Origin of the sequence: Paenibacillus sp. 481 (genome assembly GCF_021223605.1) — a bacterium.
In the GTDB taxonomy this organism is placed as follows: Bacteria; Bacillota; Bacilli; order Paenibacillales; family Paenibacillaceae; genus Paenibacillus_B.
The window spans coordinates 5182783-5206606 of record NZ_CP075175.1 but is presented as its reverse complement, the minus strand read 5'-3'; the positions used below and the strand labels follow the sequence as shown (position 1 = coordinate 5206606).

The following is a 23824-nucleotide window of genomic DNA, read 5'->3' as shown; positions in this document are numbered from 1 at the left end:
GGGAACATAGTGAGCCATACGGTCTACCCTAATTACACGGACATCATCCAGAATTCGGAGGCTCTGCGCAGCTGGAAGGAACACCTCACATCAGAGCCTTACCGGTCTTATTTATACGCTTATCCCCACAAAACCTCCTATCGAGAATTGGAGCGGAAGCTACCGCTTTCCGAATTGTGGAGTCAGGAATTAGCAGAAACGTTGTTTTTATATATGCATATCCCGTTTTGTGGCGCACGCTGCGGCTTTTGTAACTTATTCACGTTGCCTGACAAGAGAGCCGACGTACATACGAATTATGTGGATGCCTTGGAAAGACAAGCAGCACAATGGGCTCCGCTCATGCCGAATAAGCCGATTGCCAGATTTGCGATCGGAGGCGGTACACCGACTTTACTGCAACCTGCCCAGTTGGATCGGTTGTTTCATATTGCTCAACATGTGATGGGCATGGATCCAGCCCAAGCTTCCATCTCGGTAGAGACATCGCCTGAGACGATAACGACCGAACGCTTGGACATTTTAAAAAGCAGGCAAGTGGATCGGGTCAGCATGGGCATTCAAAGCTTCGTACAATTTGAAGCGGATGCGATCTATCGTCCGCAAAAGCCGAAGGAAGTCGAAAGAGCGCTGCGAGATCTTAAGCTGTATCAATTTCCGATCCTTAATCTGGATTTGATTTATGGTCTTCCCGGTCAAACCCTTGATTCATGGAACTATTCGCTGGATAAGGTGTTGTCTTATGATCCAGAGGAGATATTTATTTATCCGCTGTATACTCGTGAACACACGATTGTAAAGCCAGAGCAGATAAAGCAGAGTGGCGAGGATCAGAGGGTAAGGTTATATATCGCGGCGCGGGATCGTTTGCTTGCAAATGGATATACCCAGTACTCGATGCGCAGATTTGCCAAAGCGGATGCGATTTCGAAGAAATCGTTGCTGCCGTATGGTTGTCAGGAGGAGGGCATGATTGGACTTGGCTGTGGTGCACGATCTTACACGAGAACGGTCCATTACTCCTCGCGATATAGTGTAGGTCGTGCAGCTACAGCAAGCATCATTGCTGACTATGTGGCTTCAGCCGACTACACCCATGCAGATTATGGCCTTGTGTTAAGCAAGGATGACCAGCAGAGACGATTTATACTAAAAGCACTGCTTCATACAGAAGGCTTGGCATTGAGCAGCTACACGGAACGGTTCGCAACGTCTGCTCTCGTCGATTATCCCGAGTTGAATCTGCTTATGCATACGGAGCTTGCTGCTATAGAGCAGGAGGTGCTGCGTCTGACGGATGAAGGGCTTATGTACTCCGATTCCATAGGTGATTGGTTCATCTCACCGGAAATACGGGCGCGGATGGAAAGCAGTGTACTGCTATGAAAGCGACGATTTATTTCCGCGGGAGCTTGAGCTCGTGCAATTATGACTGTCCTTACTGTCCTTTTAGCAAGAACACAGATAGTCAAGAGACATTGGCGCTGGATCGACTTCAAGTGCAGACATTCGTCGACTGGGTAGAGCAACAAGAAGCCAACGAGCATCAGTTGTCCGTGTTTTTTAATCCATATGGTGAAGGACTTACACATCGTTGGTACAGGGAAGCGCTGGTTAAGCTGTCCCATATGCAGCACGTGAATAAGGTCGCTATCCAAACGAACTTATCCGCTAAGCTCGATTGGACGGCCGATTTGAATCCGGCTACTGCTGCATTCTGGGTAACCTACCATCCTGGTCAGACAGAGGAAAAGCGATTTTTACAGCAATGCGGCAAGCTTTATGAACAAAAAATACCGTTCAGTGTAGGCTCTGTCGGTGTTAAGAGCGCGTTTAATTCCATTTCTTCATTAAGGAATGCACTACCTGATGATGTGTATATGTGGGTGAACGCCTACAAAGATAAACAAAAATACTATTCTGCCGAGGATACCGCATTTTTGGCCGATATGGACCCTTATTTTGTTCTTAACGCCAAGGATTACGACAGTATGGACAAGCCGTGCCGTGCCGGAAAAAATGTGTTCTACGTCCAAGGAGACGGGCGCGTAAAGCGTTGCTATAAGGATCGGCAAGTAATCGGGAATTTGTATAAAGACGGGCTGCATGGAATCTCTCAAGAACGCCCCTGTCGTATGAGAAAATGTGATTGTTATATAGGCTATATCCATATGGAGGAGCAATCGTTCGATTCTATTTACGGAGAACGCGCACTCGAGCGGATCGCTATATTATCGTAAAGGGGAAGCGGGCATTGGTCGGGACGGCAATATGGTTAACAGGGCTTCCAAGCTCAGGTAAAACGACAACAGCGTTAGCTTTGTCAGCGGCACTTCAGGAAAGAGGAGTCCGAGTCGAATGCTTGGACGGCGATGAACTGAGACACAAGGTAGGACGAGGGCTTGGATTCAGCAAAGAAGACCGACTCGAGAATATTCGTCGTGCCGTCTATATTAGCAAGCTACTGAATCGCAATGGTGTGACGACGATCATCTCTATGATCGCACCGTATTTGGAAATGCGGGACTATGCACGAGCGGAGCTTGCGTCATACGTTGAAGTGTATGTGCATTGTCCATTGGATGAATGCGAGCGCAGAGATGTGAAAGGCTTATATGCAAAAGCAAGAAAAGGGGAGATAACCGCATTTACCGGTATTTCTGATGTGTATGAACCGCCGGTGCATCCCGAAATCACGATACATACGCACATAAACAGTGTGGAGTCTAACGTGCGTCAAATTGTGGAGTGCTTGATGAAATAATCAGAAGCATTCACCGGTAATGTATGATGTATGGGCATAATAAAGCATTATAAAGCAGGCCAAAATGAAAAAGTCTCATCGAGTCGATAGGGATGGAGTGGGTTGAAACTGGACTCCACCCCGATGGATTCGTTGAGGCTTTCTTTTTTAAATGAATAATTCAAAAATGTTTATAATAATAAACTTTAAAATCAATAATATAAATCTCATAATTAAAATAATTAATTTTATTGATTTACAAATTGAATGTATTGATCTATAATTTGAAAAAAGAAAGGAGTTGCGCATGAAATATCCGATTATCACACAGTGTCCTGTATGCGACCATACGCTACACGCCGTCAAGCTGGAATGCGGACAGTGCCAGACGAAGATTGAGAACAGATTTGAATTATCAAAGCTGGCTCTACTTTCGCCCGAACAGCTCCATTTTGTAATCACCTTTCTAGTGAACAGGGGCAACATCAAGGAAGTGGAGAAAGAGCTCGGCATTTCTTACCCGACAGTACGCGGTAAGCTCAATGATATCATTACATCCCTCGGATACGATACGCGGAAGAAGCCGGAAGTCGATGAGAAGAAGGTCATTTCCATGCTGGAGAATGGCGAAATCACCGCAGATGAAGCGGTCAAAATGTTGAAGGGTGAATAAGGAGGAATAAACGATGAAAGAAGAAATCAGTAAAGTGCTATCCATGTTGCAGGAAGGCAAAATTGATTCTGACAAGGCCTCGGAGTTGATTGACGCGCTAAAGGAGAAGCAGACGGCTCCTTCATCGCATGCCGTACAGGTACTGGGGAAATCCGACTATCCACAAAAACGGTCATCGGCATCCAACGGTTATTTAGACAAAACGTTGAAAATACGAGTAACATCCCAAGAAAACGATAATGTCAACATCAATTTACCGATTAAACTGGTAAAGGTTGTTCTCGGAGCGGGGCACAGCATCGCGTCCAATATTCCGCAGGCTGCGCAATATGTGAAGGATATTGATATCAATCTGTTGATCGATGCAATCGAGAACGAGCTTGACGGGCAAATCATTGACGTCCGCTCCGGTGCAGGGGATACCGTCACTGTAGTGATTGAGTGACGGGTCATGATGACGGTTAAGGTTAAGAGCAAAGAGCATGCTTTTACGATACCAGTCCCTTATGCCTTATTGCGTATGGGAAGCGGCATCCTAACTTCTCATTTAGTCCAGCGATTCATGAAAAGTTGGCTCCACAAGCACGGCGCACATGAGGGTGCGCACTTGAGCCGGAAGCTTGATTTTGATTCAGACAGTAGCCGGTTCTGGCTTGAACTCGTGCTGTCAACTCTCGAACACCAAAGCACGAAGCAAGCCCTCAGGCAGCTCATCAAGGAGTTGCAACGTTGCAAAGGGACGGTTCTAGTCGATGTCAAGGCTCAGGACGGCACGGAAGTGTTGATTACATTGTAGGCGAAGCTTATACTACAGCATCAATGCTTTTTCTGAAAAGATATGATGGGATGTAGGGAGACACGCAAATATATTAGCGGAGAAGAAGAACTTAAATATATAATTGCCAGATGACAATTAATGAGAGACACTTCAAACCGCGTTCATTGCGGTTTTTTTGTTTTAAGTCATCAACAGCGTTTGTAGGAAAGGTTAGGAGAGACGTAATGCATTGCAATAGAAAAAAAACCTCAGGTCAAGGGCTTTTTAGGATTCCGTACTCCATAGCAAAACCAAGTTGACCATTCTCCAAGTTGTTCGTTATCTGAAGCTGCTTTCATAGACACAGGCTTCCTCACTCCAGTTGTTGATTCTAGTATAAATCTGTGTCTACTTTTCAGTCTAACTGCAAGGAATATACTTCTCAATGAATTGATCGACTGTAATCGATTTTCCGTAATGATGAACTACGTGTTCGAGGACATGCTTTCTTTGTTCTTGTTTAAAAGCGGATGTCGCGTCTTCGACAATCGTCACTTCATAACCAAGGTCGTGTCCGTGTCTAAGAGTAGATTCTACGCAAACGTGAAGCGCATAACCTGCGATGTATATTTTATTGATCCCCTGATTTCGAAGGAAGCTATCTAAATTTGATCCCGCAAACCCGCTGGCCCCAGTTCTGCCCGACACAACAAACTCTCCGGATTCAGGAGTGAACGCTTCTCCGAATTGGCTTCCTGGTGAGCCTTTAATGAATGTTTTAAATGTGGAAATGGCAGCGCGCAAACCATACGTTGTATTGCCTAGTTCAAAATGGTTTTCCTCAAAGAACAGACCGCAGTGAATAATTTGGATATCGGTTTTCCTTGCTGCCTCTAGTAATTTTTTAGAGCTTTCAATCGAATCAGCAAATTGTTGATGATCTTTGATCAAATGATGAATTTTACCGTCTTCTGAGAGCCATTCATTCTGGTATTCAATTAAAAACAAGAGCTTCTTTTTCACGGATCGATACGTGGGAAGGATGTTGTTGCATGGACATTTGCGTTCCTCCTTATATGTGTATCTGAAGTTTTCAATACAGTAGGTTTCTGCTTGAATGGGGTCAACGCATTTACTTTTGTTCCACCGGCGTGACTCTAAATGTACTTGCAAAAACGGACACCATCGGCATGCAATATATAAATGTGACACTACAACTAGGGCGAACTAAATGAGTATGATCGACATTAATGGATAATTTGTGGGGGGAGGATAGCTTGACTTTGCCAACGATTTCTGTCAACCTGCAACATCCTAATTCTAGTCTAAGAGGCATTGTGTTTCATTTCCCCAGTAAACCCTTCCTACAGTTGTAATCGTTGATTTATTGGCGTGGCATCATCTCCTCGAGCAAACTGAATTGCGTGAGTTTTTCGTATTATTTTCGTCTTAATTGTAACATTCCTGCAATGGGTGTCAATAATATGTATTTATTGTAATAATAATACTTGGGATATAAAGGTTATTATTTAACCATTTAAAAAAGGCGAAGGGATGACTGCTTGCTGAGAGAAATGCTTAACTTCCTGACGGGGCTTTTCGAATAACAAAAGGTAAGTTGAAGGAATATGCAGTAATTTTTGAGCCTCCATTCGCTGAAGAACTGCAATACAGTTACAGGTAAACGATATATGTATTTGTCATTCTACGTCTTGTGTCGGGTGACAAGAACATTAGCTCATTAGTAGCCGCGAAAATCGCGGTTTTTTATTTTAATTGTACAAGTTCTTGTCCTAACTCAACGACAAGAACTTGCATACTTAGCCGATCAGATGAGTGTCAAATTAGAAAACCTGTTTATAAACTTCTAATAAAAGCCCTTTACATACTATAGGGGGGTATGGTATATTGGTGGAAAATTAAGGGGGTGAGGCAATGACGATGAGTTCAGAAAGTCTTACTAAAACTGTTGAAATCGATCCATGCTGCTCATAAGACGGTGCGAGTAAAAGCCACCATTCAAATAACGACTTTAAACGTAAAAGGTATGTCATGTGGACATTGTACTCATTCAATTGAAAGCAGTGTAGGCAAACGGACTTAACGATTCGTTCAGAAGATAATAAATCGTATATGGAAAGGAATGAAAAGTGATGAGTTTAGAAGCTTTAAATGAACAAGTAAAAAGGGATCTCTCTTATCTTGCATTTGGGGGAGAGGACTGGGTATGCCCAACCCACCATCCTGAGGGTCATGTCTACGATACAGTGATTATAGGAGGCGGCCAGTGTGGCTTAGGTGTGGCATTTGGCCTGTTACGTGAAAGAATATCTAATATCCTTATCATCGACGAAAACGTAGAAGGATATGAAGGGCCATGGGTAACTTACGCTCGTATGATGACATTGCGTACGCCTAAACATTTGATATCCATTGATCTTGGAGTGCCTTCTCTGACTTTTCGCTCCTGGTGGGAAGCGCAATTTGGACCACAAAGTTGGGAGGACATCGATAAGATTCCACGTACCGATTGGATGAACTATCTACGTTGGTATCGAAAGGTTCTTCATTTACCTGTTGTTAATGAGGTAAAGCTGAAGCTTATTGAGCCTACAGGGGAAGATGTTTATCGACTACATATTGAAGGAGCAGGAGCGTCTTCTCAACCATTACTGGCCCGCAAGGTTATCTTAGCCACTGGTATTCAAGGCGGAGGGGAATGGCACGTACCATCTATGATTTCCACAACATTACCTCGTCACCTTTATGCACACACCTCAGAAGACATTGACTTTGAGGCCCTTAAAGGCAAGAAGGTGGCCATTTTAGGCGGCGGGGCCTCAGCTTTTGATAATGCCAACTTTGCACTATCTGAAGGCGTGGATTCGGCTCATGTGTTTGTTCGCCGCACGGAGATGCCGAGCATTAACCCCATTCGACAAATGGGGGTGTCAGGTATAATTGAACGTTTTAATGTTCTATCTGATGCTGATAAATATGCCGTTATGGCCCATTACTTTAAGCATCAACCTCCTACAAATGACACATTTGAACGTGCAGCTTCACATCCTGGCTTTACATTACACTTAGGTGCACCATGGCTTGACGTACAGCATGAAGCTGAGAAGGCTGTCGTCACTACTCCACAAGGTAATTTCACTTTTGATTTTCTTATCATTTCCACTGGTCTTGCGACTGATCATTCGCTACGTCCAGAGCTAAAGTTGTTCGAACACCATATTGCACGTTGGAACGACTATTATCATGCACCTGCAGAGATCGCCAACCATAAGCTTGATTCGTATCCTTACCTTGGCCCTGACTTTACTTTCACATGCCGAGACAAAAAGGATACAAAGCTACTTCACGGGCTTTTTGTTTTTAACTATTCAGCTGTAGTTAGCTGTGGCATCTCAGCCTCTTCGCTTCCGGGAATGAGATATGGGATACCGAGACTCGTTTCAGCTGTGGCAGATCAGCTGTTCTCTGATAATCGTGAGGAGATTCTGAACAACTTCTATGCTTATCATGAAGCTGATTTTGTTGGAGAGTGGACAAAGAGTGGTTCTGAATCTATGAGTTGTTATGAGTAGTGCGTAGAGTTCAAGCCTAATTCGAAATATAAACTTCGTTTACTGTTCAACTATTGAAGGGAAGATACACAATTGGGGAAGGTATTTACAAAATCGACGTGTGCATTACTATTATTAGTCTTTGTTTGGGGTGGAAGTTGGCCAATCTATAAAATGGCTGTGCCTTATACGCCACCGTTATTATTTGCAGGCATGCGTGCATTGATAGGGGGCCTTATACTTGCAGCACTCCTATATAAAATGAGGAACAAGATCAAATGGCGTGAAAATTGGTCGAAATATTGCATTTCAGCTTTCTTTAATACGATTCTCTTTTTTGGCTTACAGACAGTAGGACTCATTTATTTACCAGGTGGACTGCTTTCAGTGCTTGTCTATTTTCAGCCCGTTCTACTTGGAGTGTTTGCTTGGATTTGGCTTGGAGAGTACATGTCGCCTTTAAAAATCATGGGTTTGATTAGCGGATTCCTTGGAATTGCAGTTGTCAGTATGGACGGACTAACTGTCCATGTATCGATCATTGGTGTTGTTGTAGGGTTGCTTACGGCATTTAGCTGGGCCCTAGGTGTCGTATATGTAAAGAAGGTGAGCAACGAAGTAAATGCTTACTGGATGGTGTCTTTGCAGTGTATTATTGGTGGAGTTATTCTAATAGGTACTGGAAGCATTATTGAAAGCTGGTCAGCTATTGAATGGAATGGCAAGTACCTTTTGGGACTCGGATACGGCTCCACCTTTGGCATTCCACTGGCATACATCATTTACTATAAACTTATTAATGCGGGAGAGGCAAGCAAAGTGGGTACATTCACGTTTCTTGTACCGATCATTGCCGTATTCATCGGTACGGTGTTTTTGGATGAACCGGTAACTCACCGCCTTGTCGTAGGGCTGTTATTAGTAGGTGTCAGTATTTATTTCGTGAACTATCGCGGAAAAAAGGGGAATGCTTCATTATTTAATAGAGTGCAGGCGAAATTTAATACGGAAAAGTAAAATTCGCTTAGCTGAATAAAGAAAAGGCGGTTGTTAAATAACAGCCGCCTTTGTCTTTATTTTGCATAGCATAGATTTCCAAAGTAGATTATTGACCTTCTTCAACAAATCTTTTAATACGCGTGTTTATAGCATCACGAACGCTTCTGAAATGTGCCATGATCTCTTCTTCAGTACCCGTTGTTTTTGCAGGATCTTCGAAGCCCCAATGCCATTTCACCACATTCGTATTTGGAATGACCGGACAATGGTCATCCGCATGTCCACAGAGCGTTACAACGTAATCAGCACGGTTTAAAATCTCTGGATCAATGACATCAGATGTATGGCTACTTATATCTACGCCAGCTTCTTGCATCACTTGAATGGCTCTTGGGTTTAAACCATGGGCTTCAAGACCTGCGCTTTTCACTTCATATTGATCGTCACCAAGTTCCTTCATAAAACCGTCTGCCATCTGACTTCGGCATGAATTGCCTGTACATAAAAAGTAAATAAGTTTCTTTTCCATCTTGTATTTCTCCTGTTCATTTAGTAGTGAATAAGGCTGAGCCACAAATAAAGTCCGGTCAGTGTAATGAACAATACGGGTAAGGTCAGCACAATTCCAATTTTGAAGTAATAACCCCATGTAATTTTGACATTTTTCTTCGTGAGTACATGGAGCCATAAGAGAGTTGCAAGCGAGCCAATCGGCGTGATTTTGGGACCAAGATCAGAGCCGATAACATTGGCATAAATAAGCGCTTCGCGAAGCACACCTTGAGTAGCTGTGCCCTGAATCGCTAGCGCATCGATCATAACCGTTGGCATGTTATTCATGACAGAAGAGAGTAGAGCGGCAATAAATCCGGTCCCCAGCGTTGCGATAAAGAGCCCTTGATCTGCCATCCATTGAAACACTTTGCCAAGCTCATCCGTGAGACCTACGTTACGCAGTCCATACACGACCACGTACATCCCGATAGAAAAGACGACTACCGACCATGGAGCTCCTTTGATGACAGCTCCCGTATGGATAACCTTACTGCCTCGGGCAAAGAAGATGAATACGATCGCTGCTAGACCAGCGATAATAGACACTGGAATGTGTATGAGCTCACTAACCATGTAAGCAATCAACAATACAGCTAATACAATCCAGGAAAGCTTAAACATCCGCATATCTTTGATTGCTTCCCGAGGTTGTTTCAACTGACTAACATCATACGTTTTCGGGATACTTTTTCGAAACACAAAGAACAGAACGAGCAAGCTTCCAGCAATAGAAAAGAAATTAGGAACAATCATTCGACTCGCATATTCCACAAAACCAATCCCAAAGAAGTCAGCCGAGACGATGTTAACTAAATTACTAACGATTAGCGGCAGGGAAGCCGTATCCGATATAAATCCGCTAGCCATAATAAACGGCAGAATCATTCGATCATCAAATTTTAATGCCCGAACCATAGCAAGCACAATCGGAGTCAAAATAAGAGCGGCTCCGTCATTTGCAAAAAAGGCAGCTACAGCAGCTCCTAGTAACACGACATAAATGAACATGAGCGTTCCGTTCCCTTTAGCAAAACGAGCCATATGCAGGGCTGCCCATTCAAAAAAGCCTATCTCGTCAAGAATTAATGAAATTAAAATAATCGCTACAAAGGTAAGGGTTGCATTCCATACGATGCCGGTAACATCCCATACATCCTGAAAGTTTACGACCCCGAAGAGAAGGGCCAAGATAGCACCTCCAGCAGCAGAATAACCGATGTTTAACCCTTTAGGCTGCCAGATGACGAAAATAAGGGTCACAATAAAAATAATAGATGCAATAGCTAACATGTACTCCTCCTTGTGCTATTTACAGCATTCTGGATTTAACTTATTAAGTTGATCTTTCATGGAAGGCAGTTCTTCAAGAATTCCTTTTAAGTAAGGCTTATCATCCATATTCAACGAATAATAAATCCATTGACTTCGCCTTGTCTCAAGGACAAGACCACCTTTTTTAAGTTTTTTCAAATGTTGACTGATGTTAGGTTGGGTCGTTTGTAAAATATCGACGATATCACAGACACACATTTCTTTCTCTTTTAGAAGAGCAAGAATAGTCAGTCTAGTTCTATCAGCTAATAATTTCATCGTTTCCACAAGGGACTCTGTTGTGTGCGTCAAAAAATACACTCCCATCAAACTCGAAATTGGATTTTGAAGAAATTCTACTAACACTAAGATTTCCATGCAGTGTTTATTATACACAACTCCTTATATAAGTAAATAATTATATTAGTGTTTGATTATATACGACTTAATTATAAAGCAATTTGCAAATTACAAATGGTAAAGGTAAAGGTAAAGGTATTCACAACATTGAGTTGAAGCGGGATGAAATATACTTTGCGTGATTGATCGTCAACACCATTTAAAACGAAATAAAAACGGTATATGCTAAATCAAAACATTTTGATTTAAGATTGACTTTCATAAAAAATGGATGATAATATACAATCATTAATCAAATTAGTTTGATTAATTGCAGATTAAAAGACAGGAGGGAAGAGGATGTTTAAAAAACTTCCCGTCGCACAACAAGATTCATCCCAAGTTGATTTCGCTACATATGAGGCGAAGTTCAAAGCATTGGCCGATCAAAAACGGCTGCAAATTATGTATGAGCTCACGCAAAGAGGAAATACATGCGTATGTGATCTCGCTGATATTTTTGATATGCAGCAGTCTAAACTGTCATACCATTTGAAAATATTACTGGATGCAGGTTTAATTCGGAGAGAAACGAAAGGTACCTGGAGTTACTACGAACTTAACCCAGAGGAAGTTAACAATCTTCTTTCACCAGAGCTATGCTGTATTTTCCGTTTGAATGATGCTAAAACAGGCGATTGTTGCTAATCGCTTTTGTTTTACACTATTAATCAAAATAATTTGATTAATAGTGTATGGAAGTTAAATACGTGATTCGAAATATATCAATAATAAAATGGAGGTTATTAATCATGAGTAAATGCTGTGTTGCATTACCAGTAGCGATAATTGGTGGAGGTCCTGTAGGCTTAGCGGCAGCAGCCCATTTGGTTTCTAAAGGGGAGTCTTTCATTCTTTTTGAGGCAGCTAATGAGATAGCAGGGAATATCAACCGCTGGGAACATGTACGTCTGTTCTCTCCATGGCAATTCAATATAGATAAAGTAGCTAAGCAGTTACTCGAGGAAAGTGGTTGGAAGGCACCCGTTCCTACTGATATTCCTACTGGTGAAGAGTTAGTCGAGCAATATCTTGCTCCACTTTCAAGTCTGCCATCATTGAAACCACATATCCACGTTAACGCAAAAGTTACTGCAGTAAGTCGTAAAGGCTTAAGCAAAGTTAAGACAGCCGGACGTGAACAGCTGCCATTTGTACTGTATGTCATCGAAAATGGTGAAAGAAAATGGTTCGAGGCAAAGGCTGTCATTGATGCATCTGGCACTTGGGCAACTCCTAACCCTGCGGCATCTAATGGGATATGGACGGAGAACGAGCTCACATTGAAGGAACAAATTACTTACGGAATCCCTGATGTAGTCGGTCAGCAGAGAGAACGTTACGCTGGTAAACATGTACTTGTTGTTGGAAGTGGACATTCTGCTATCCATGCACTATTAGATCTTGAAAAGCTTAAGGAACAGGAACCAGATACAACCATCTCTTGGGTCATTCGCAAATCAAAAGTAAAAGAGGTATACGGAGGACAAGAAAAGGACAGTCTTCGTGAACGTGGACAGCTGGGTATTCGTTTGGAGAATCTTGTACTCTCTGGCAAAGTACAAGTGTACCCATCCTTCATGATTGAGAACTTCGAAAGATCAGGAAGCCAGATTCATGTAATTGGATATAGCAACGGTCAGACCATTCAGATTGATTCAATAGATGAGGTTATTAGTAATACGGGATCTCGCCCAGATATGAGCTTTCTTCGTGAAGTCAGAACGGACATCGATTCTGCGATCGAGAGTGTAGGCGCGTTAGCCCCATTGATTGATCCTAATCTTCATAGTTGTGGTACCGTAAGGCCACATGGAGAGAAGGAATTGCGTCAGCCTGAACAAGACTTTTACATCGTTGGATCGAAAAGCTATGGTCGTGCGCCCACGTTTTTAATGGCAACCGGATATGAGCAAGTTAGATCTATTGTGGCGGCTCTGGCAGGTGATTGGGAAGCTGCTGAAAAGGTTGAATTAGCGCTTCCAGAAACGGGGGTGTGTAACATAAGTCTCTCCCGTGAAGAAGACTGCTGTGAGACAGAGGAAGCTTCCCAAGAAAAGATGGCTGAAAGTACTTGCTGTACAGTTCATTCAATTGGAAGCAAGTACTCTTCATCATCCTGCTGCGGATAATTCTAAGGGAAGCTATTAGGAAGATAGAGAGACGCAGAGTCACGATAGATGACATAGCCGTGACATGATATAATCATTCAGTTTAGAATGTAATCATTTTGGGGAGGTCATATAGGTTGAAAAAATGGCTGAAAGTTTCTACGTACTCTGTACTAAGTATATTACTTGTGGGAATTATTATTTTTATCGTTTGGTCCCAGTTTACTTATAAACCAACCGAGGAGGCTTCCTCATTAGTCGAACATAGTAAAGATGACGGTAATTTAGTGTTTGAACAGAAAGAAGCTAAAATAGGGGTTATTTTTTATCAAGGAGCAAAGGTAGAAGTAGAGTCTTATAGTTATTTGGGGAAAGATCTTAAGAACAATGGATATTTTGTTGTCATGCCTAAATTACCATTAAATTTGGCGGTACTTGGAACGAATGCAGCGGACAGTATAATTGAAAAATACCCTGAAATTCAAAAATGGTATGTTGTTGGGCATTCACTGGGTGGATCCATGATTTCTAGGTATGCATTTCACCATGAAAAAAAGGTAGACGGTATTATTTTTTTAGCTTCTTATCCAGCAGATGATTTCTCTACAAAATCAATTCCAATGTTATCAATTTATGGTGAAGTAGATGGCTTAGCCACTGTAGAAGAAATACAAAATAAAGAAAACTTAATGTCAACGAATACAACCATGCACATGATAAAGGGAGGGAATCACGCTAATTTTGGTATGTATGGTAAGCAAAATGGGGACAATGCTAGTTTAATCACTCCTGAGGCTCAACAAGATGAAACAGTAAAAGTAATACTGGACTGGTTAAAAAAACAAAAATAAATGACCACGCATGAGAATTGTATAAGACAGATAGATTGATGGATCGAGGTAGACAAGTATCTATATAAGTTCTACTAAATCGGATAAAATTCTAGAAAGGCAATGATAGATCGCCTTATTGTGAACTAATCTTCATTTATCTTAATTGGAAAAGAGGTTTTGAATCAATGAATAGCAATATTATTTGGGGGATAGGATTATTAGTGCTGAGTTTGTTTCTTAAGCCATTAATGGCGATTGTGGGGCTGAATGAAAGGTTGTTCGGATTGCACTGGCAAGGTGAAACTTTGTTTACATTGAGTCCATTAGTAGTCCGGATTATTCTAGCAGTAATTGGGGTTATTATGCTGATCATCGGCGGTATGCAAGTTACAAAGCAGAAGAATAAATAGTTGAGAGAATAGAGTGTACAACAATTGATCTTGCTACAACATTGAACATTTATAACCAAGGTATTGAAGACCGCAAAAAATGATTATAATCCCCAGACGGGGATTTTTTATTGTTCATTGGAGTGCAGTTCAATTTTTGTTTTGAGTAATTGTGAAAATAGCGGCTCTTAAATAAGAGAGTTTTTTGTTTTAATTGAATGGTAGCATACTAGACATGAGACTTTTTCGATTAAGAAATGTTCCCCATTTTAACTTAGCAACAATTCTTTAAGGTTTCTTTCGATCTCTTCAATTGAATGTATAGAGAATTTTTTATCTTTATAATTTATTAAACCCTCATTTATGCACTGAGCTATTGAACGATTTAAACTTCTAATTGGTGCACAGACCTCACTTGATAACATTTGCTTTGTAAGGTTATCTAATTCACCGACTTTATAGTGATTATGAATACTTAATAAAATACGGTCTTTAGCTGTAAGCAGAGATAACCTTGCCGCGGTATCTGAACTTAACACTAATTTTGAGGCAAGTTGTTTAATCAAGTAAAAATTAAAATTAAAATCGATTTTCATCCATTCGTAAACCTTTGTTTTATGGATAGCTATCGTTTCACAATTTTGTTTTGCAATAACACCGAATGTTTTAATGCTTTCATTAAAAATTTCTATCTCCCCAAAACAACTATATGAATCATAAATAGATAAGGAAAGCGTCGTTCCCACATAACTTTGTCTATACACTTCTGCTCTACCTGTAGTCAAAATGTAAAGATAATTATTTTGTTCATGTGCATGAATGATAAGGCTGCCTTTTTTATGTGTTTTATGAATAAATTCTTTCTTAATATGTTCTGGTGCATTATTAACAATATCTTTTAAATTCATCTTTCCACCTTCTTTTTACGTTTTGGTCATTTGACCTATTTTCATTATAATTTCACTTATATAATAAAGCCAATTAGGAATTGGAGGTCTGGCCAATCCTCTTGAGAGAAGGAAGGACATATGTCCTTTAATGTAAAACGCGATGTATATCTTAATAAAAAAGGATGAGGTGAATTTAAAATGAAGGGGATTATTTATGCTTTTCTTGGAGGAATATGTATTACACTGCAAGGGGTCGTTAATTCTAGAATTAGCCAAGATATAGGAATTCTTCAGACGATCACCATTACTCATTTTACTGCATTTATCCTAGCATCGTTCATCTTATTATTCGTAAGAGACGGCAGTTATACCCAGATTAAGAAAGTGAAATTACCTTATTTATTCGCAGGAGCGTTTGGGCTTGTCATCATTATTAACGAAGTTACGGCCATACAAAGTATTGGTGTCACATTAACGATGGCGGTACTTTTAACTGTCCAAATCGTTATGGCATTTCTGATTGACGCCAAGGGATTATTTGGATTGAAAAAACAGAAGCTGTACGTGCCCCAGTTCATAGGGATAGGGATGATGATAACAGGGATCCTCATCATGCAATGGTAAACATATTGCTATAGGGTGAGATGATTTAGGGGAGGGATATATCGTGGTGATAGGCATTTTATTAGCTGCTGCTGCAGGTGCAGCAATCAGCTTACAAACCGTATTTAATAATAAAATAAATGAAAAAACCGGTTCTTGGACAACGACCGTAATTTCATTGTTTATGGGGTTTATTTTCTCATTGACGGTAAGCTTACTCATAGGAGGATTAAGCAGCTTTCAACTCGATCAATTGGAAACTTGGTACTGGTTTGGTGGAGTTATTGGCGTAGGCGTTGTATTTTTTCTTGTGCAAGCCATAAAGAGACTTGGGCCTACTCTCACAATATCAATTGTGCTAACTGCTCAGCTTGGTACAGCTCTTTTTTGGGACTCGATGGGCTGGTTGGGATTAGAACAAGTTCCATTTAGTTATAATAAACTTGCAGGAATTAGTATCATTTTATGCGGGGTTTTAGTGTTTAAATATAAAAGCCCTAGGTCCGAAAATGAGACAAGCCATTATGCAAGTTGATGAAATGCTGCAATCGCGACAGACTTCCTCCGTTAATTCTAATAAAGTCACGTTTAATCTCTTTGGGCTACAAAAGATCCTTTGGTAAAGCCATAGCGTGGAGCGTGGCTCACTGATAAATGTATTGGTGAATTAAGGACACATCAAAAATATGGCTCGAGTTATACGGTAGACGATGGACATTTTTGTATCATAGATATAGCTAAGGTATTGAAGAACGTAAGAAGTTATTATAATCCCCAAACGGGGATTTTTTAATGTTCGTAGAACAAAAGGTGCCAGTGGGACTCTTTTTGTTTGTGATTATCACGATTTACGAAATATGAACGATCGGCCCGCATTCTGTTAGGTATGTTGTCGATCTAATTATATCATTACGTTTCGCTGACAGCGATGCGCTCTACCGGAGTGTTAGTTGTATTTTCATTTCACTTGAAATCAAATTTATTAATGTAAACCACTTATTTATATCGAACGTTTGTTATATAATAATTAAAAAAAACAGTCAGTAACTATAAATGGAGGTGTGCAACAATTCCAAAAGTAATTGATCATGAACAATTTCGAACGGAACTGCTAGAACGCTGCTTCGACCTATTTGCCAACAAAGCTATATCTTCATTGACCATGCGGGAAATTTCCAAGCAACTGGGTGTTTCAACAGGAAAAATCTATCATTATTTTCCTGATAAGCAACAATTGTTCGAGCAGATGGTTCGTCATCTAACAACAAAGGATATCTTTCAAAGTAATTTTGATATTTCGGGCAATACATTGGAGGAACGGCTTAGACATTTGTTCCAGTATGTGCTGGAGCAGGAGAACAATTATACTCAAAAATTTTTATTCATCATCGATTATTACCGAAGCACCGATCTTGCAGCGGAATATAGGAACATATTGCATGAAGCGGTAGAACAGTATATTACCATGCTTCAGCGGATTGTCCCGAATCGGGAAGACGCTTCTTTTCTCCTTGTTATCATTCACGGTTTGCTGCTTCTAAGATATTTTGACGGAGGAGAGACGTTATTTGAGTTGCATGCCAAGCAAGCTATTGAATGGGTAATTAGTCGAGAAGGCAAGTGAATTTCAAAAGACGAGGGTGAACTTGTATGAAGAGAGAACATGGTTATTTATTATTAGCTATTCTAGGAACCGTACTACCTTATTCGTACTTTATTCCGTTCCTCCAAACGCACGGATTCGATGTAAAAGAGTTTCTAAACCAATTATTTGCGAACAAAATATCCGGTTTTTTTGCTATGGATGTCATCGTATCGTCTGCCGTACTATGGTACTTCATTTTGATCGAGGAAAAAAAGCTTAGTATGAAACGCCTCTGGGTGTACGTAATCGCAAATTTGGCTGTTGGTGTCTCGCTCGCGTTGCCCTTATTTTTGTATATGAGGGAGCGCCAGAAAAACATAAGAATTTAATTGAATGCCTTCTATATTTAATGGTCTAGATGCTCTAGAAAAAAGAGATGTGAATATGTTTTATTCCTTTTACGTTTTAGTCAAATCCGATCAGTACTACTCAAAGGAAAGCAACTACTAAGTACACTTTAATATGTGTAAGCAAAAAGTAAACCCATATCAAGGACTACGTCAGCCGATGAAAAATTACCAACTGACTCTGTTCAAATAAATTAACTGAACCAACTACTATCTAAAGGCTTATATTATTTATATGTACCTGCAAGGAATATTGTATCTTTAACGCCAACTAAATCAACTAATTTCGCAGTCACTATGAACGGAGGGAAAGCTTGCTTAAGTGGAATAGCGATATATGGGGAAAGCTGACAGGACCGTACAGTTCTGCAGAAAACGTTTCTATTTTATTGCAGCAGCTAATGCGGCAATATAGTCAGGAGACTTTTGATGAAATGTTTCAAGAGTACTTGTACCATCAAAATACGATATATACGGCTACATATGCAGCGATGCCGTTTTTGGCACAAATAGCATGTTCTACATCTGATGCTGAAGTGCGCAATGATCTGTTTATAAATTGCGGTATAATCGAGGCAAGCCGTGATGGGCACGATGAGGAGCCATTTCCAGAATCTTGGGCTGAATTGGCTGAAGATGTAGGCAGCTCTGTCTGCACTGAAATGTATCGTGAATATTTAGAGGCCATTGGGAAACTCAAGGCGCTTACAAAGGAAGTATTCACTTATACAGCCCGTCATTCCATCGATGAGACGGAGAAACGTTATATTCTTGTTGCGGATGCCGCTTTTCGAGGTTCGTATATGCTTGCCGATATGTTGATGACTTTTATTGACGGTGATGAGTATGTGGCCGTGTGTCCGGCCTGCGAAAATGATGTATTCATCTGGCCTCATGAAGATAATTCTTTAGAAATCGAAGCACTTAAAGCCTATGAACAAGATCCCGTCTTTCACACTGATCAGGAATCCCATGTGATCGTCCCGGTCACATCATTCGCAGATGAAGAAATACGAACATTAGTGGAGCGGGCGGAAGTGATCGGGGAGCAAACATTGGTTAGGCATCTGTATTATTTAGCGGGGGAAACATTATGTCCATCCTGCCATGAGAAAATTTCCGTATGGCCGTCTTTACTTAGCACCTTTTCAAAATAGAGCGCAAGTATAGAAACTATACTAGATTAGAGTAGAGTAACTTGAAAGTAGGTCTATCAAATTACGAAAATGTTCAGACGCGGAAGTAGTTTTATAATCAGCTATATCAATCGGAGCGGGAACATTCTACCATCGTGATCCCTCCTAGGATAGCAGTCCCTGATTCCTATCATCGACGCATTTATTATAACAGGTCGAAAACCAAGTTCAATGTCGTAAAGCGTCATAGTCAAGTGGAGAGCCATGGGCATGATTTCCCGTAAATAATGTATGATGCTCATCTGTAGAAGTGCTCGATGCGGAAGTGGGCGTATCAAATATAGACAACAAGAGGGGAGAAAATCGTGATAAAGGATCGAGCGACTTGGAATAAACATACAAGTGAATGTAAGGAGAAGTTGTTGCGCAAGTTGAATGCACGTCTGCCTGCAGGCTTCGCGTTTCTGAAAATGGAACGCTTCGAGCGGTTCGGCCTTGGGCTGGAAACGGGTATATTTATGTATGAAGGCTGCGAGTTCGTATATGTGCCTGGTGACCGGGTCACACTCGGCTGGGCGCAATGGGAAATCGGACCGGATGAAGAGTCGAAAGGAGAGCTCGAGAGCGGCCTGAAGGATTTAGACCGAGAGTCTACGGATTTGGAGCTGGAGCATGTGCTTCGACAGCAAATGTCGCCTGTGAGAGAGGTTGATATCGGCCCGTTGTTGATTGAGCGCCAAACCCGCCCTGTCGCCTGGTATGAGGTGGAACTAGCTGACTTGGATCCGGCAGAAGACGGCGATGTGCTGGAGGCGATTGAACGCATCAAGACCTCGAATTACGGCTCCTATGAGCAGCATCAGTCTTTCCGATTGGACAAAGAGGACGGGCGTATCCGCATCTGGTTATTTGCTGACAGTCCCAGCCAGCAGGCGTGGGCGAAAGATGAACTGCCCGATGGCATTGATGTGTTAACAGAAGATGAATGGGAATATGTGTACGGTGGAGGTTGTCGAACAATATTTCCTTGGGGCGACAGCTTTGACTATCGCATAAAGGTTAGGCACTTCGGAGAACCAGATCGTGAGCAGAAAGAGCAGGGCGAACCGGTAGTGAGCGATAGACCTTTTGATCTGGAGAAGAGTAGCGGCATGGGGCTGCACTTCCTTGGCGATCCGTACAAACAGGAGCTGACCGTATCGCTTGAAGGACTCGTGCGTGGCAAAGGCGGGGACGGTGGTGTGCTTATCTGCGGCGGAATGGGCGTCACATGGGGCTATCTTCCTGTAGCTACCTATTATCGCGACCCCTATGAGGAAGAACTGCAATGGGAGGACCGTACCGAATACTTGCATTATCGTCGCGTAGTTCGCCTCTAATCAACCATGTACAGAGTCTAAGTACCACATTGATGAAAAAGCAATTCGAAATTTTACGTAATTTTTGTAAGTTAGATTGGTTTGATGTTCGACATGGCGACAGTATAGGGGATGCGACATATGTTTTGCGGGGTATGTACCCCTTGGAGCTTATGATCCTTGGGCGATGTGTACTTTTTATGAACCTAACTGGAACCTTCCCGGTCATTTACCGAGAAGGTTCCAGTTAGATTTATGTTATTTGGAAGATGCAGGTTTGGTTTTGACATGCTCTCCAATCTCTACCTTTACATCTTCGATCTTGTTTTTACCATTGAGCAGCTTACTTGGCTTACCCTTTAGGAAATAGTCAAAGAAATCCAATGTATATGCATTAATACTGCTGTGAGTACGATACACGGCCTGTAATCTGGCAGCATCATTCGGTGCAGATGGAAAGGTAATTAACGGAGTGTCTGAAAATGTACTATGGTCTGCATGACGGAATGATACGGAATAACTAGAGCGTACTGCCTGCTTATAGCGAGAAATCACATGTTTCAACATCTCGGTCATCTTTTTTTCATCCAATCCCTGTGCTTGTGCAGCCTGCTTAGGATCAATACTTTCTAAATTTTTCAATCCATCGTAGCCAGCATTCATCATCATAAATGGACCTGGTATTCCGGTCTCAGGAATCAATTTGCCAAAAAAGCCACCGTCCATATTGATGCCAGCTTTTACACGATCATCCTGCAGCATCACTTGAGCAGCTGTAGCACCGCCGAATGAATGACCGAGCATTCCAAATCGATTCAGATCAGCCTGCTTCCAAATATGATAGCTATTCTTCTCTGAAAGTTGTTCTAGGCGATCTAATACAAATTGAATATCTTTCACCCATACTTTGGTAATTAATCGATCTAAGTAAGAGGTATTGTCGCCATTAGCGCCGTTGAAATTGACAACTTTTCCGTTAGGAAATGTAGTTACTAACGAATTATACGTATGCTGAACACTTACAACGATGTAACCTTGGCTTGCTAGTGGCTCTGCAATAAATCGATATGTATCTTTAAGCATCCCCAAGCCATGTGATAAGATGAGTACCGGATATTTTTGGTTCGATTCAGCAATAGGTGCCTTGATCAAAGAATGAGTAGTAGATGAAAGCAAGGGTAAAAATTGAGCAGCAGGAATTTTAGAGTAGCCTTCATATGCTTTTGCCAATGATGTTGGATCCGTTGCATAAGGTTCGCGCTTATGAGAGGCGCTTGATGCGTTAGTAGGATACCAGACTTGAATCATCAGCTCGCGATGATCCGACTTGTCTGCCGTAAATGTTTCCGGACGAGATTTGTCTACCCAATGAAAATGTTCTGTCCCCACTTTATATGGGCCTTTAAGGGCAGGGAATGTTACAACTGTCTGCTTAGACGAAGTCGTCAGATCCTTAGATTGCTGGGAAGCAACTGCTGATTGTTGCTCTTGCTGGGAAGGGCTGCTTCCAAACGCGTTTATTACGCTATTCCCGATAAACAATGAACATATCATAATGGTCACTAAAAATTTACGTTTCCCGATAAGCTTTACTTCCATAATGCAACTCTCCATTTCAACGATAGGTTTGTGTGAGCAAATACTTGCTTCCAATACATTAGACTCTACTACAGCAAATCCCCCTTCATTGGCAGGTAAATGTGCAGGAAGTCGAGGGGGTTCTACTCCTATTTCGACATGGACAGTCAGCTAGTTAGAAATAGAGGGGAGCATGGAGCGGGTCTAGGGCTAGGGCTATCGACCGCGCGTTGGATCGTCGATCAACATCAAGATTGTTACAAGATTCTAAGTGTAGTAATAGAAGAACGAGAGATGTTAAGTATAGACCATTCATACCTCAACACGTGGCAATGATGATTTATAGTGATCCAGATAATCAGTGACTTCAAGAAGAAGCAAAATATGTTGAATGCTATGTGCGTCGACTTATGTAGGGCATTTGAAGTAGCAGCAAGAATAAAGGATGGTCTTCAATGTTCTGAAGTCCATCCTTTATTGCATGTAGGGGAAAATGGGAAGCTAATCGGCAAACCATACAAGTTCTTGTTTTTTAACCAATTAAATAATGAAAACAATCATTCACTGCTATGTCTCTTTGGACCTTATATTATAGTCATCAGTTTAGGACTTACTTTTCATGAGTTAACGATTTTCTGTCTCCAAAAGCCTACTACATCAGCAATCAATGCCTAAAACTTTATTTTCAAAACTGGAGTCAATTCCTAGAAGGGTGTACAAAAGAGGTTTCAAATTCGCTGCGCAATCACATTGAGAACTAAGGCATTCATGAAGCTATACTGGGAACGAAAAAACAGTTGGGCTAACACAAATTGAATTAAAAGAACGTCAAGTATGGCATCAACAACTACAATCTCACCTGACCGAGACGTTCTTTTTTTGCAAAGATCGAATTATTCTCTCTACAGGAATTCAAACAGACAGGTTAGTGCAATCTATGAAAATACCATTTAGAGGGGAGTACTATCAGTCTAAGTCTTTTGATATCATTATTGCTCAGTTTATTCTAAAGTAGCGTTTTACACTCTAGTAACCTCAACCGATATTTGTATGACATAGTCGTTTGGATTTTTTTCTGTGAAATAGCTGAGCAAATCCACTGTGTACGCATTTCCGTATATAGCCATCCCGTTATTCTTTATAAATTTTTTGATAGTGGAATATGTTTCGGACATTGTTTCATATGAGCCTTTATGATTCATGACAACATAGAGTCCCTTGGATTTACTGATTATTCGATCTCCCAAAATCCGAGACTTTAGTTTATTTGCAGTATAATCCGCCGCATTATATTCACCTGACTCCAAGCGATCCTTACATAAAATTGTCCAGATCGGAAATTCGTAATCAATCAAGTTTTTTTCACAATAATCCCGATGTTCGGTTAATTTGTGAGCAAATTCTTTATCACCATCGCCTTGTTCCAATTGGGTGGCAATGAAATACTCCTCCTCACATTCCTCCAGCCATGGCCCATCGTGCAACTCTCCCTTGGCAAACTCCGTCATTTCAATGGCGCCTTTCAATAGGCTTAGCATACGTTCTATTCTAATCTTCTCCACTTCCAGATCATACTGTTTCTGTTTGAGTAGCTCTATAAACAGAGGCGTGTTCTGATTATTAATAAATCTTTTGATCTCTTTTAAAGAGCTTCCCGCCTTCTTCATCACATTAATAATATCAAGCACATAGCACTGCTGAATGGAGTAAAAACGATAGCCTTTTGAGTTTATAAATTCTGGTTTCAATAGTCCAATCTCATCGTAGTGGAAAAGGGTATGCTTGGTAACCCCACAAGTTTTAGCGAGCTCACTGGTAGTAAAGTACTGCGTATGAAATTTTGACATTTTCATTCCTCCGTTACAATTCTTAGGAAGTATTTTACCACTTGATTAAATGCTTGACTATAGGGTTACCCGATAGTT

At 41.2% G+C, this 23824-nt stretch carries 25 protein-coding genes; 18 read left to right on the top strand and 7 right to left on the bottom strand.

Annotation, left to right across the window (positions count from 1 at the left end):
* The first annotated feature begins 9 nt into the window (after positions 1–9).
* From KIK04_RS22500 to KIK04_RS22475, 6 genes are all read left to right on the top strand, one after another.
* Positions 10–1386: an STM4012 family radical SAM protein gene (locus tag KIK04_RS22500; protein WP_232275957.1), complete on the top strand. Its 1377-nt coding sequence runs from the start codon at positions 10–12 to the stop codon at positions 1384–1386.
* A complete protein-coding gene (locus KIK04_RS22495; RefSeq protein WP_232275956.1) occupies positions 1383–2240 on the top strand; it encodes an STM4011 family radical SAM protein in 858 nt (285 codons plus the stop codon). Before KIK04_RS22500 ends, KIK04_RS22495 begins: the two co-directional genes overlap by 4 nt.
* A gap of 14 nt (positions 2241–2254) precedes the next feature.
* A complete protein-coding gene (cysC, locus tag KIK04_RS22490; RefSeq protein ID WP_232275954.1) occupies positions 2255–2764 on the top strand; it encodes an adenylyl-sulfate kinase in 510 nt (169 codons plus the stop codon).
* Between the two features lie 286 nt (positions 2765–3050).
* Positions 3051–3416: a DUF2089 domain-containing protein gene (locus KIK04_RS22485; protein ID WP_232275953.1), complete on the top strand. Its 366-nt coding sequence runs from the start codon at positions 3051–3053 to the stop codon at positions 3414–3416.
* A gap of 13 nt (positions 3417–3429) precedes the next feature.
* Positions 3430–3861, top strand: a complete 432-nt coding sequence (locus KIK04_RS22480; protein ID WP_232275951.1) for an SHOCT-like domain-containing protein — start codon at positions 3430–3432, stop codon at positions 3859–3861.
* Positions 3862–3867: 6 nt separating this feature from the next.
* Positions 3868–4212, top strand: coding sequence for a hypothetical protein (locus tag KIK04_RS22475; RefSeq protein ID WP_232275949.1), 345 nt, complete (start codon positions 3868–3870; stop codon positions 4210–4212).
* Between the two features lie 381 nt (positions 4213–4593).
* Here KIK04_RS22475 and KIK04_RS22470 read toward each other — a convergent pair whose 3' ends face one another.
* Positions 4594–5196, bottom strand: a complete 603-nt coding sequence (locus tag KIK04_RS22470) for a cysteine hydrolase family protein (protein WP_232275947.1) — start codon at positions 5194–5196, stop codon at positions 4594–4596.
* Positions 5197–6326: 1130 nt separating this feature from the next.
* On the opposite strand from KIK04_RS22470, the gene KIK04_RS22465 reads away from it, so the two are divergent.
* Both KIK04_RS22465 and KIK04_RS22460 read left to right on the top strand, forming a co-directional pair.
* Positions 6327–7766 (top strand): NAD(P)-binding domain-containing protein, encoded by a 1440-nt coding sequence (locus KIK04_RS22465; protein WP_232275945.1) that lies wholly within the window; start codon positions 6327–6329, stop codon positions 7764–7766.
* Positions 7767–7838: 72 nt separating this feature from the next.
* On the top strand, positions 7839–8762 hold the full coding sequence (locus KIK04_RS22460; protein ID WP_232275944.1) for a DMT family transporter: 924 nt from the start codon (positions 7839–7841) through the stop codon (positions 8760–8762).
* An 88-nt stretch (positions 8763–8850) separates the two neighbouring features.
* On the opposite strand, the gene arsC is transcribed toward KIK04_RS22460, so the two are convergent.
* The 3 genes from arsC to KIK04_RS22445 are packed head-to-tail and all read right to left on the bottom strand — an operon-like array spanning position 8851 to position 10889.
* The gene (gene arsC / locus KIK04_RS22455) at positions 8851–9273 is read right to left on the bottom strand and encodes an arsenate reductase (thioredoxin) (protein WP_232275942.1); all 423 of its coding nucleotides are present in this window, start codon (positions 9271–9273) and stop codon (positions 8851–8853) included.
* 20 nt (positions 9274–9293) lie between these two features.
* On the bottom strand, positions 9294–10589 hold the full coding sequence (locus KIK04_RS22450) for an arsenic transporter (protein WP_232275941.1): 1296 nt from the start codon (positions 10587–10589) through the stop codon (positions 9294–9296).
* 15 nt (positions 10590–10604) lie between these two features.
* Complete coding sequence (locus tag KIK04_RS22445) at positions 10605–10889, bottom strand: ArsR/SmtB family transcription factor (protein ID WP_232278860.1); 285 nt, start codon at positions 10887–10889, stop codon at positions 10605–10607.
* A gap of 420 nt (positions 10890–11309) precedes the next feature.
* Between KIK04_RS22445 and KIK04_RS22440 the strand changes: the two genes are divergently transcribed.
* The 4 genes from KIK04_RS22440 (at position 11310) to KIK04_RS22425 (ending at position 14363) form a co-directional block, all read left to right on the top strand.
* Complete coding sequence (locus KIK04_RS22440) at positions 11310–11657, top strand: ArsR/SmtB family transcription factor (RefSeq protein ID WP_232275940.1); 348 nt, start codon at positions 11310–11312, stop codon at positions 11655–11657.
* Positions 11658–11761: 104 nt separating this feature from the next.
* The gene (locus tag KIK04_RS22435; protein WP_232275938.1) at positions 11762–13141 is read left to right on the top strand and encodes an NAD(P)-binding domain-containing protein; all 1380 of its coding nucleotides are present in this window, start codon (positions 11762–11764) and stop codon (positions 13139–13141) included.
* 116 nt (positions 13142–13257) lie between these two features.
* Positions 13258–13971 carry an alpha/beta hydrolase gene (locus KIK04_RS22430; RefSeq protein ID WP_232275937.1) on the top strand — a complete coding sequence of 238 codons (714 nt, stop codon included), beginning with the start codon at positions 13258–13260 and terminating at the stop codon, positions 13969–13971.
* Between the two features lie 167 nt (positions 13972–14138).
* Positions 14139–14363, top strand: coding sequence for a hypothetical protein (locus tag KIK04_RS22425; RefSeq protein ID WP_232275935.1), 225 nt, complete (start codon positions 14139–14141; stop codon positions 14361–14363).
* A gap of 248 nt (positions 14364–14611) precedes the next feature.
* On the opposite strand, the gene KIK04_RS22420 is transcribed toward KIK04_RS22425, so the two are convergent.
* Positions 14612–15250: a Crp/Fnr family transcriptional regulator gene (locus tag KIK04_RS22420; RefSeq protein WP_232275934.1), complete on the bottom strand. Its 639-nt coding sequence runs from the start codon at positions 15248–15250 to the stop codon at positions 14612–14614.
* A 180-nt stretch (positions 15251–15430) separates the two neighbouring features.
* On the opposite strand from KIK04_RS22420, the gene KIK04_RS22415 reads away from it, so the two are divergent.
* From KIK04_RS22415 to KIK04_RS22390, 6 genes are all read left to right on the top strand, one after another.
* Complete coding sequence (locus KIK04_RS22415; protein WP_232275932.1) at positions 15431–15856, top strand: DMT family transporter; 426 nt, start codon at positions 15431–15433, stop codon at positions 15854–15856.
* A gap of 43 nt (positions 15857–15899) precedes the next feature.
* Entirely contained in the window at positions 15900–16370 is a 471-nt protein-coding gene (locus KIK04_RS22410) for a DMT family transporter (protein ID WP_232275931.1), read from the top strand.
* Positions 16371–16904: 534 nt separating this feature from the next.
* Positions 16905–17459, top strand: a complete 555-nt coding sequence (locus KIK04_RS22405) for a TetR/AcrR family transcriptional regulator (protein ID WP_332330022.1) — start codon at positions 16905–16907, stop codon at positions 17457–17459.
* Between the two features lie 26 nt (positions 17460–17485).
* Positions 17486–17809, top strand: coding sequence for a DUF2834 domain-containing protein (locus KIK04_RS22400; protein WP_232275927.1), 324 nt, complete (start codon positions 17486–17488; stop codon positions 17807–17809).
* A 332-nt stretch (positions 17810–18141) separates the two neighbouring features.
* Positions 18142–18984 (top strand): hypothetical protein, encoded by an 843-nt coding sequence (locus tag KIK04_RS22395; RefSeq protein ID WP_232275926.1) that lies wholly within the window; start codon positions 18142–18144, stop codon positions 18982–18984.
* Positions 18985–19328: 344 nt separating this feature from the next.
* Positions 19329–20342 (top strand): hypothetical protein, encoded by a 1014-nt coding sequence (locus KIK04_RS22390; protein WP_232275924.1) that lies wholly within the window; start codon positions 19329–19331, stop codon positions 20340–20342.
* A gap of 237 nt (positions 20343–20579) precedes the next feature.
* Here KIK04_RS22390 and KIK04_RS22385 read toward each other — a convergent pair whose 3' ends face one another.
* Positions 20580–21920 (bottom strand): alpha/beta hydrolase family protein, encoded by a 1341-nt coding sequence (locus KIK04_RS22385; RefSeq protein ID WP_232275922.1) that lies wholly within the window; start codon positions 21918–21920, stop codon positions 20580–20582.
* Between the two features lie 998 nt (positions 21921–22918).
* Complete coding sequence (locus tag KIK04_RS22380) at positions 22919–23746, bottom strand: MerR family transcriptional regulator (RefSeq protein WP_232275921.1); 828 nt, start codon at positions 23744–23746, stop codon at positions 22919–22921.
* Between the last annotated feature and the right edge of the window lie 78 nt (positions 23747–23824).

Excerpts from the sequence above, each read along its gene's own strand:
- KIK04_RS22385 (WP_232275922.1), bottom strand. The coding sequence starts at position 21,920 with ATGGAAGTAAAGCTTATCGGGAAACGTAAATTTTTAGTGACCATTATG.
- KIK04_RS22435 (WP_232275938.1), top strand. The coding sequence starts at position 11,762 with ATGAGTAAATGCTGTGTTGCATTACCAGTAGCGATAATTGGTGGAGGT.
- KIK04_RS22420 (WP_232275934.1), bottom strand. The coding sequence starts at position 15,250 with ATGAATTTAAAAGATATTGTTAATAATGCACCAGAACATATTAAGAAA.
- KIK04_RS22440 (WP_232275940.1), top strand. The coding sequence starts at position 11,310 with ATGTTTAAAAAACTTCCCGTCGCACAACAAGATTCATCCCAAGTTGAT.
- KIK04_RS22400 (WP_232275927.1), top strand. The coding sequence starts at position 17,486 with ATGAAGAGAGAACATGGTTATTTATTATTAGCTATTCTAGGAACCGTA.
- KIK04_RS22485 (WP_232275953.1), top strand. The coding sequence starts at position 3,051 with ATGAAATATCCGATTATCACACAGTGTCCTGTATGCGACCATACGCTA.
- arsC (WP_232275942.1), bottom strand. The coding sequence starts at position 9,273 with ATGGAAAAGAAACTTATTTACTTTTTATGTACAGGCAATTCATGCCGA.
- KIK04_RS22415 (WP_232275932.1), top strand. The coding sequence starts at position 15,431 with ATGAAGGGGATTATTTATGCTTTTCTTGGAGGAATATGTATTACACTG.
- KIK04_RS22380 (WP_232275921.1), bottom strand. The coding sequence starts at position 23,746 with ATGTCAAAATTTCATACGCAGTACTTTACTACCAGTGAGCTCGCTAAA.
- KIK04_RS22445 (WP_232278860.1), bottom strand. The coding sequence starts at position 10,889 with ATGAAATTATTAGCTGATAGAACTAGACTGACTATTCTTGCTCTTCTA.
- KIK04_RS22480 (WP_232275951.1), top strand. The coding sequence starts at position 3,430 with ATGAAAGAAGAAATCAGTAAAGTGCTATCCATGTTGCAGGAAGGCAAA.
- KIK04_RS22495 (WP_232275956.1), top strand. The coding sequence starts at position 1,383 with ATGAAAGCGACGATTTATTTCCGCGGGAGCTTGAGCTCGTGCAATTAT.
- KIK04_RS22475 (WP_232275949.1), top strand. The coding sequence starts at position 3,868 with ATGATGACGGTTAAGGTTAAGAGCAAAGAGCATGCTTTTACGATACCA.
- KIK04_RS22450 (WP_232275941.1), bottom strand. The coding sequence starts at position 10,589 with ATGTTAGCTATTGCATCTATTATTTTTATTGTGACCCTTATTTTCGTC.
- KIK04_RS22465 (WP_232275945.1), top strand. The coding sequence starts at position 6,327 with ATGAGTTTAGAAGCTTTAAATGAACAAGTAAAAAGGGATCTCTCTTAT.
- KIK04_RS22425 (WP_232275935.1), top strand. The coding sequence starts at position 14,139 with ATGAATAGCAATATTATTTGGGGGATAGGATTATTAGTGCTGAGTTTG.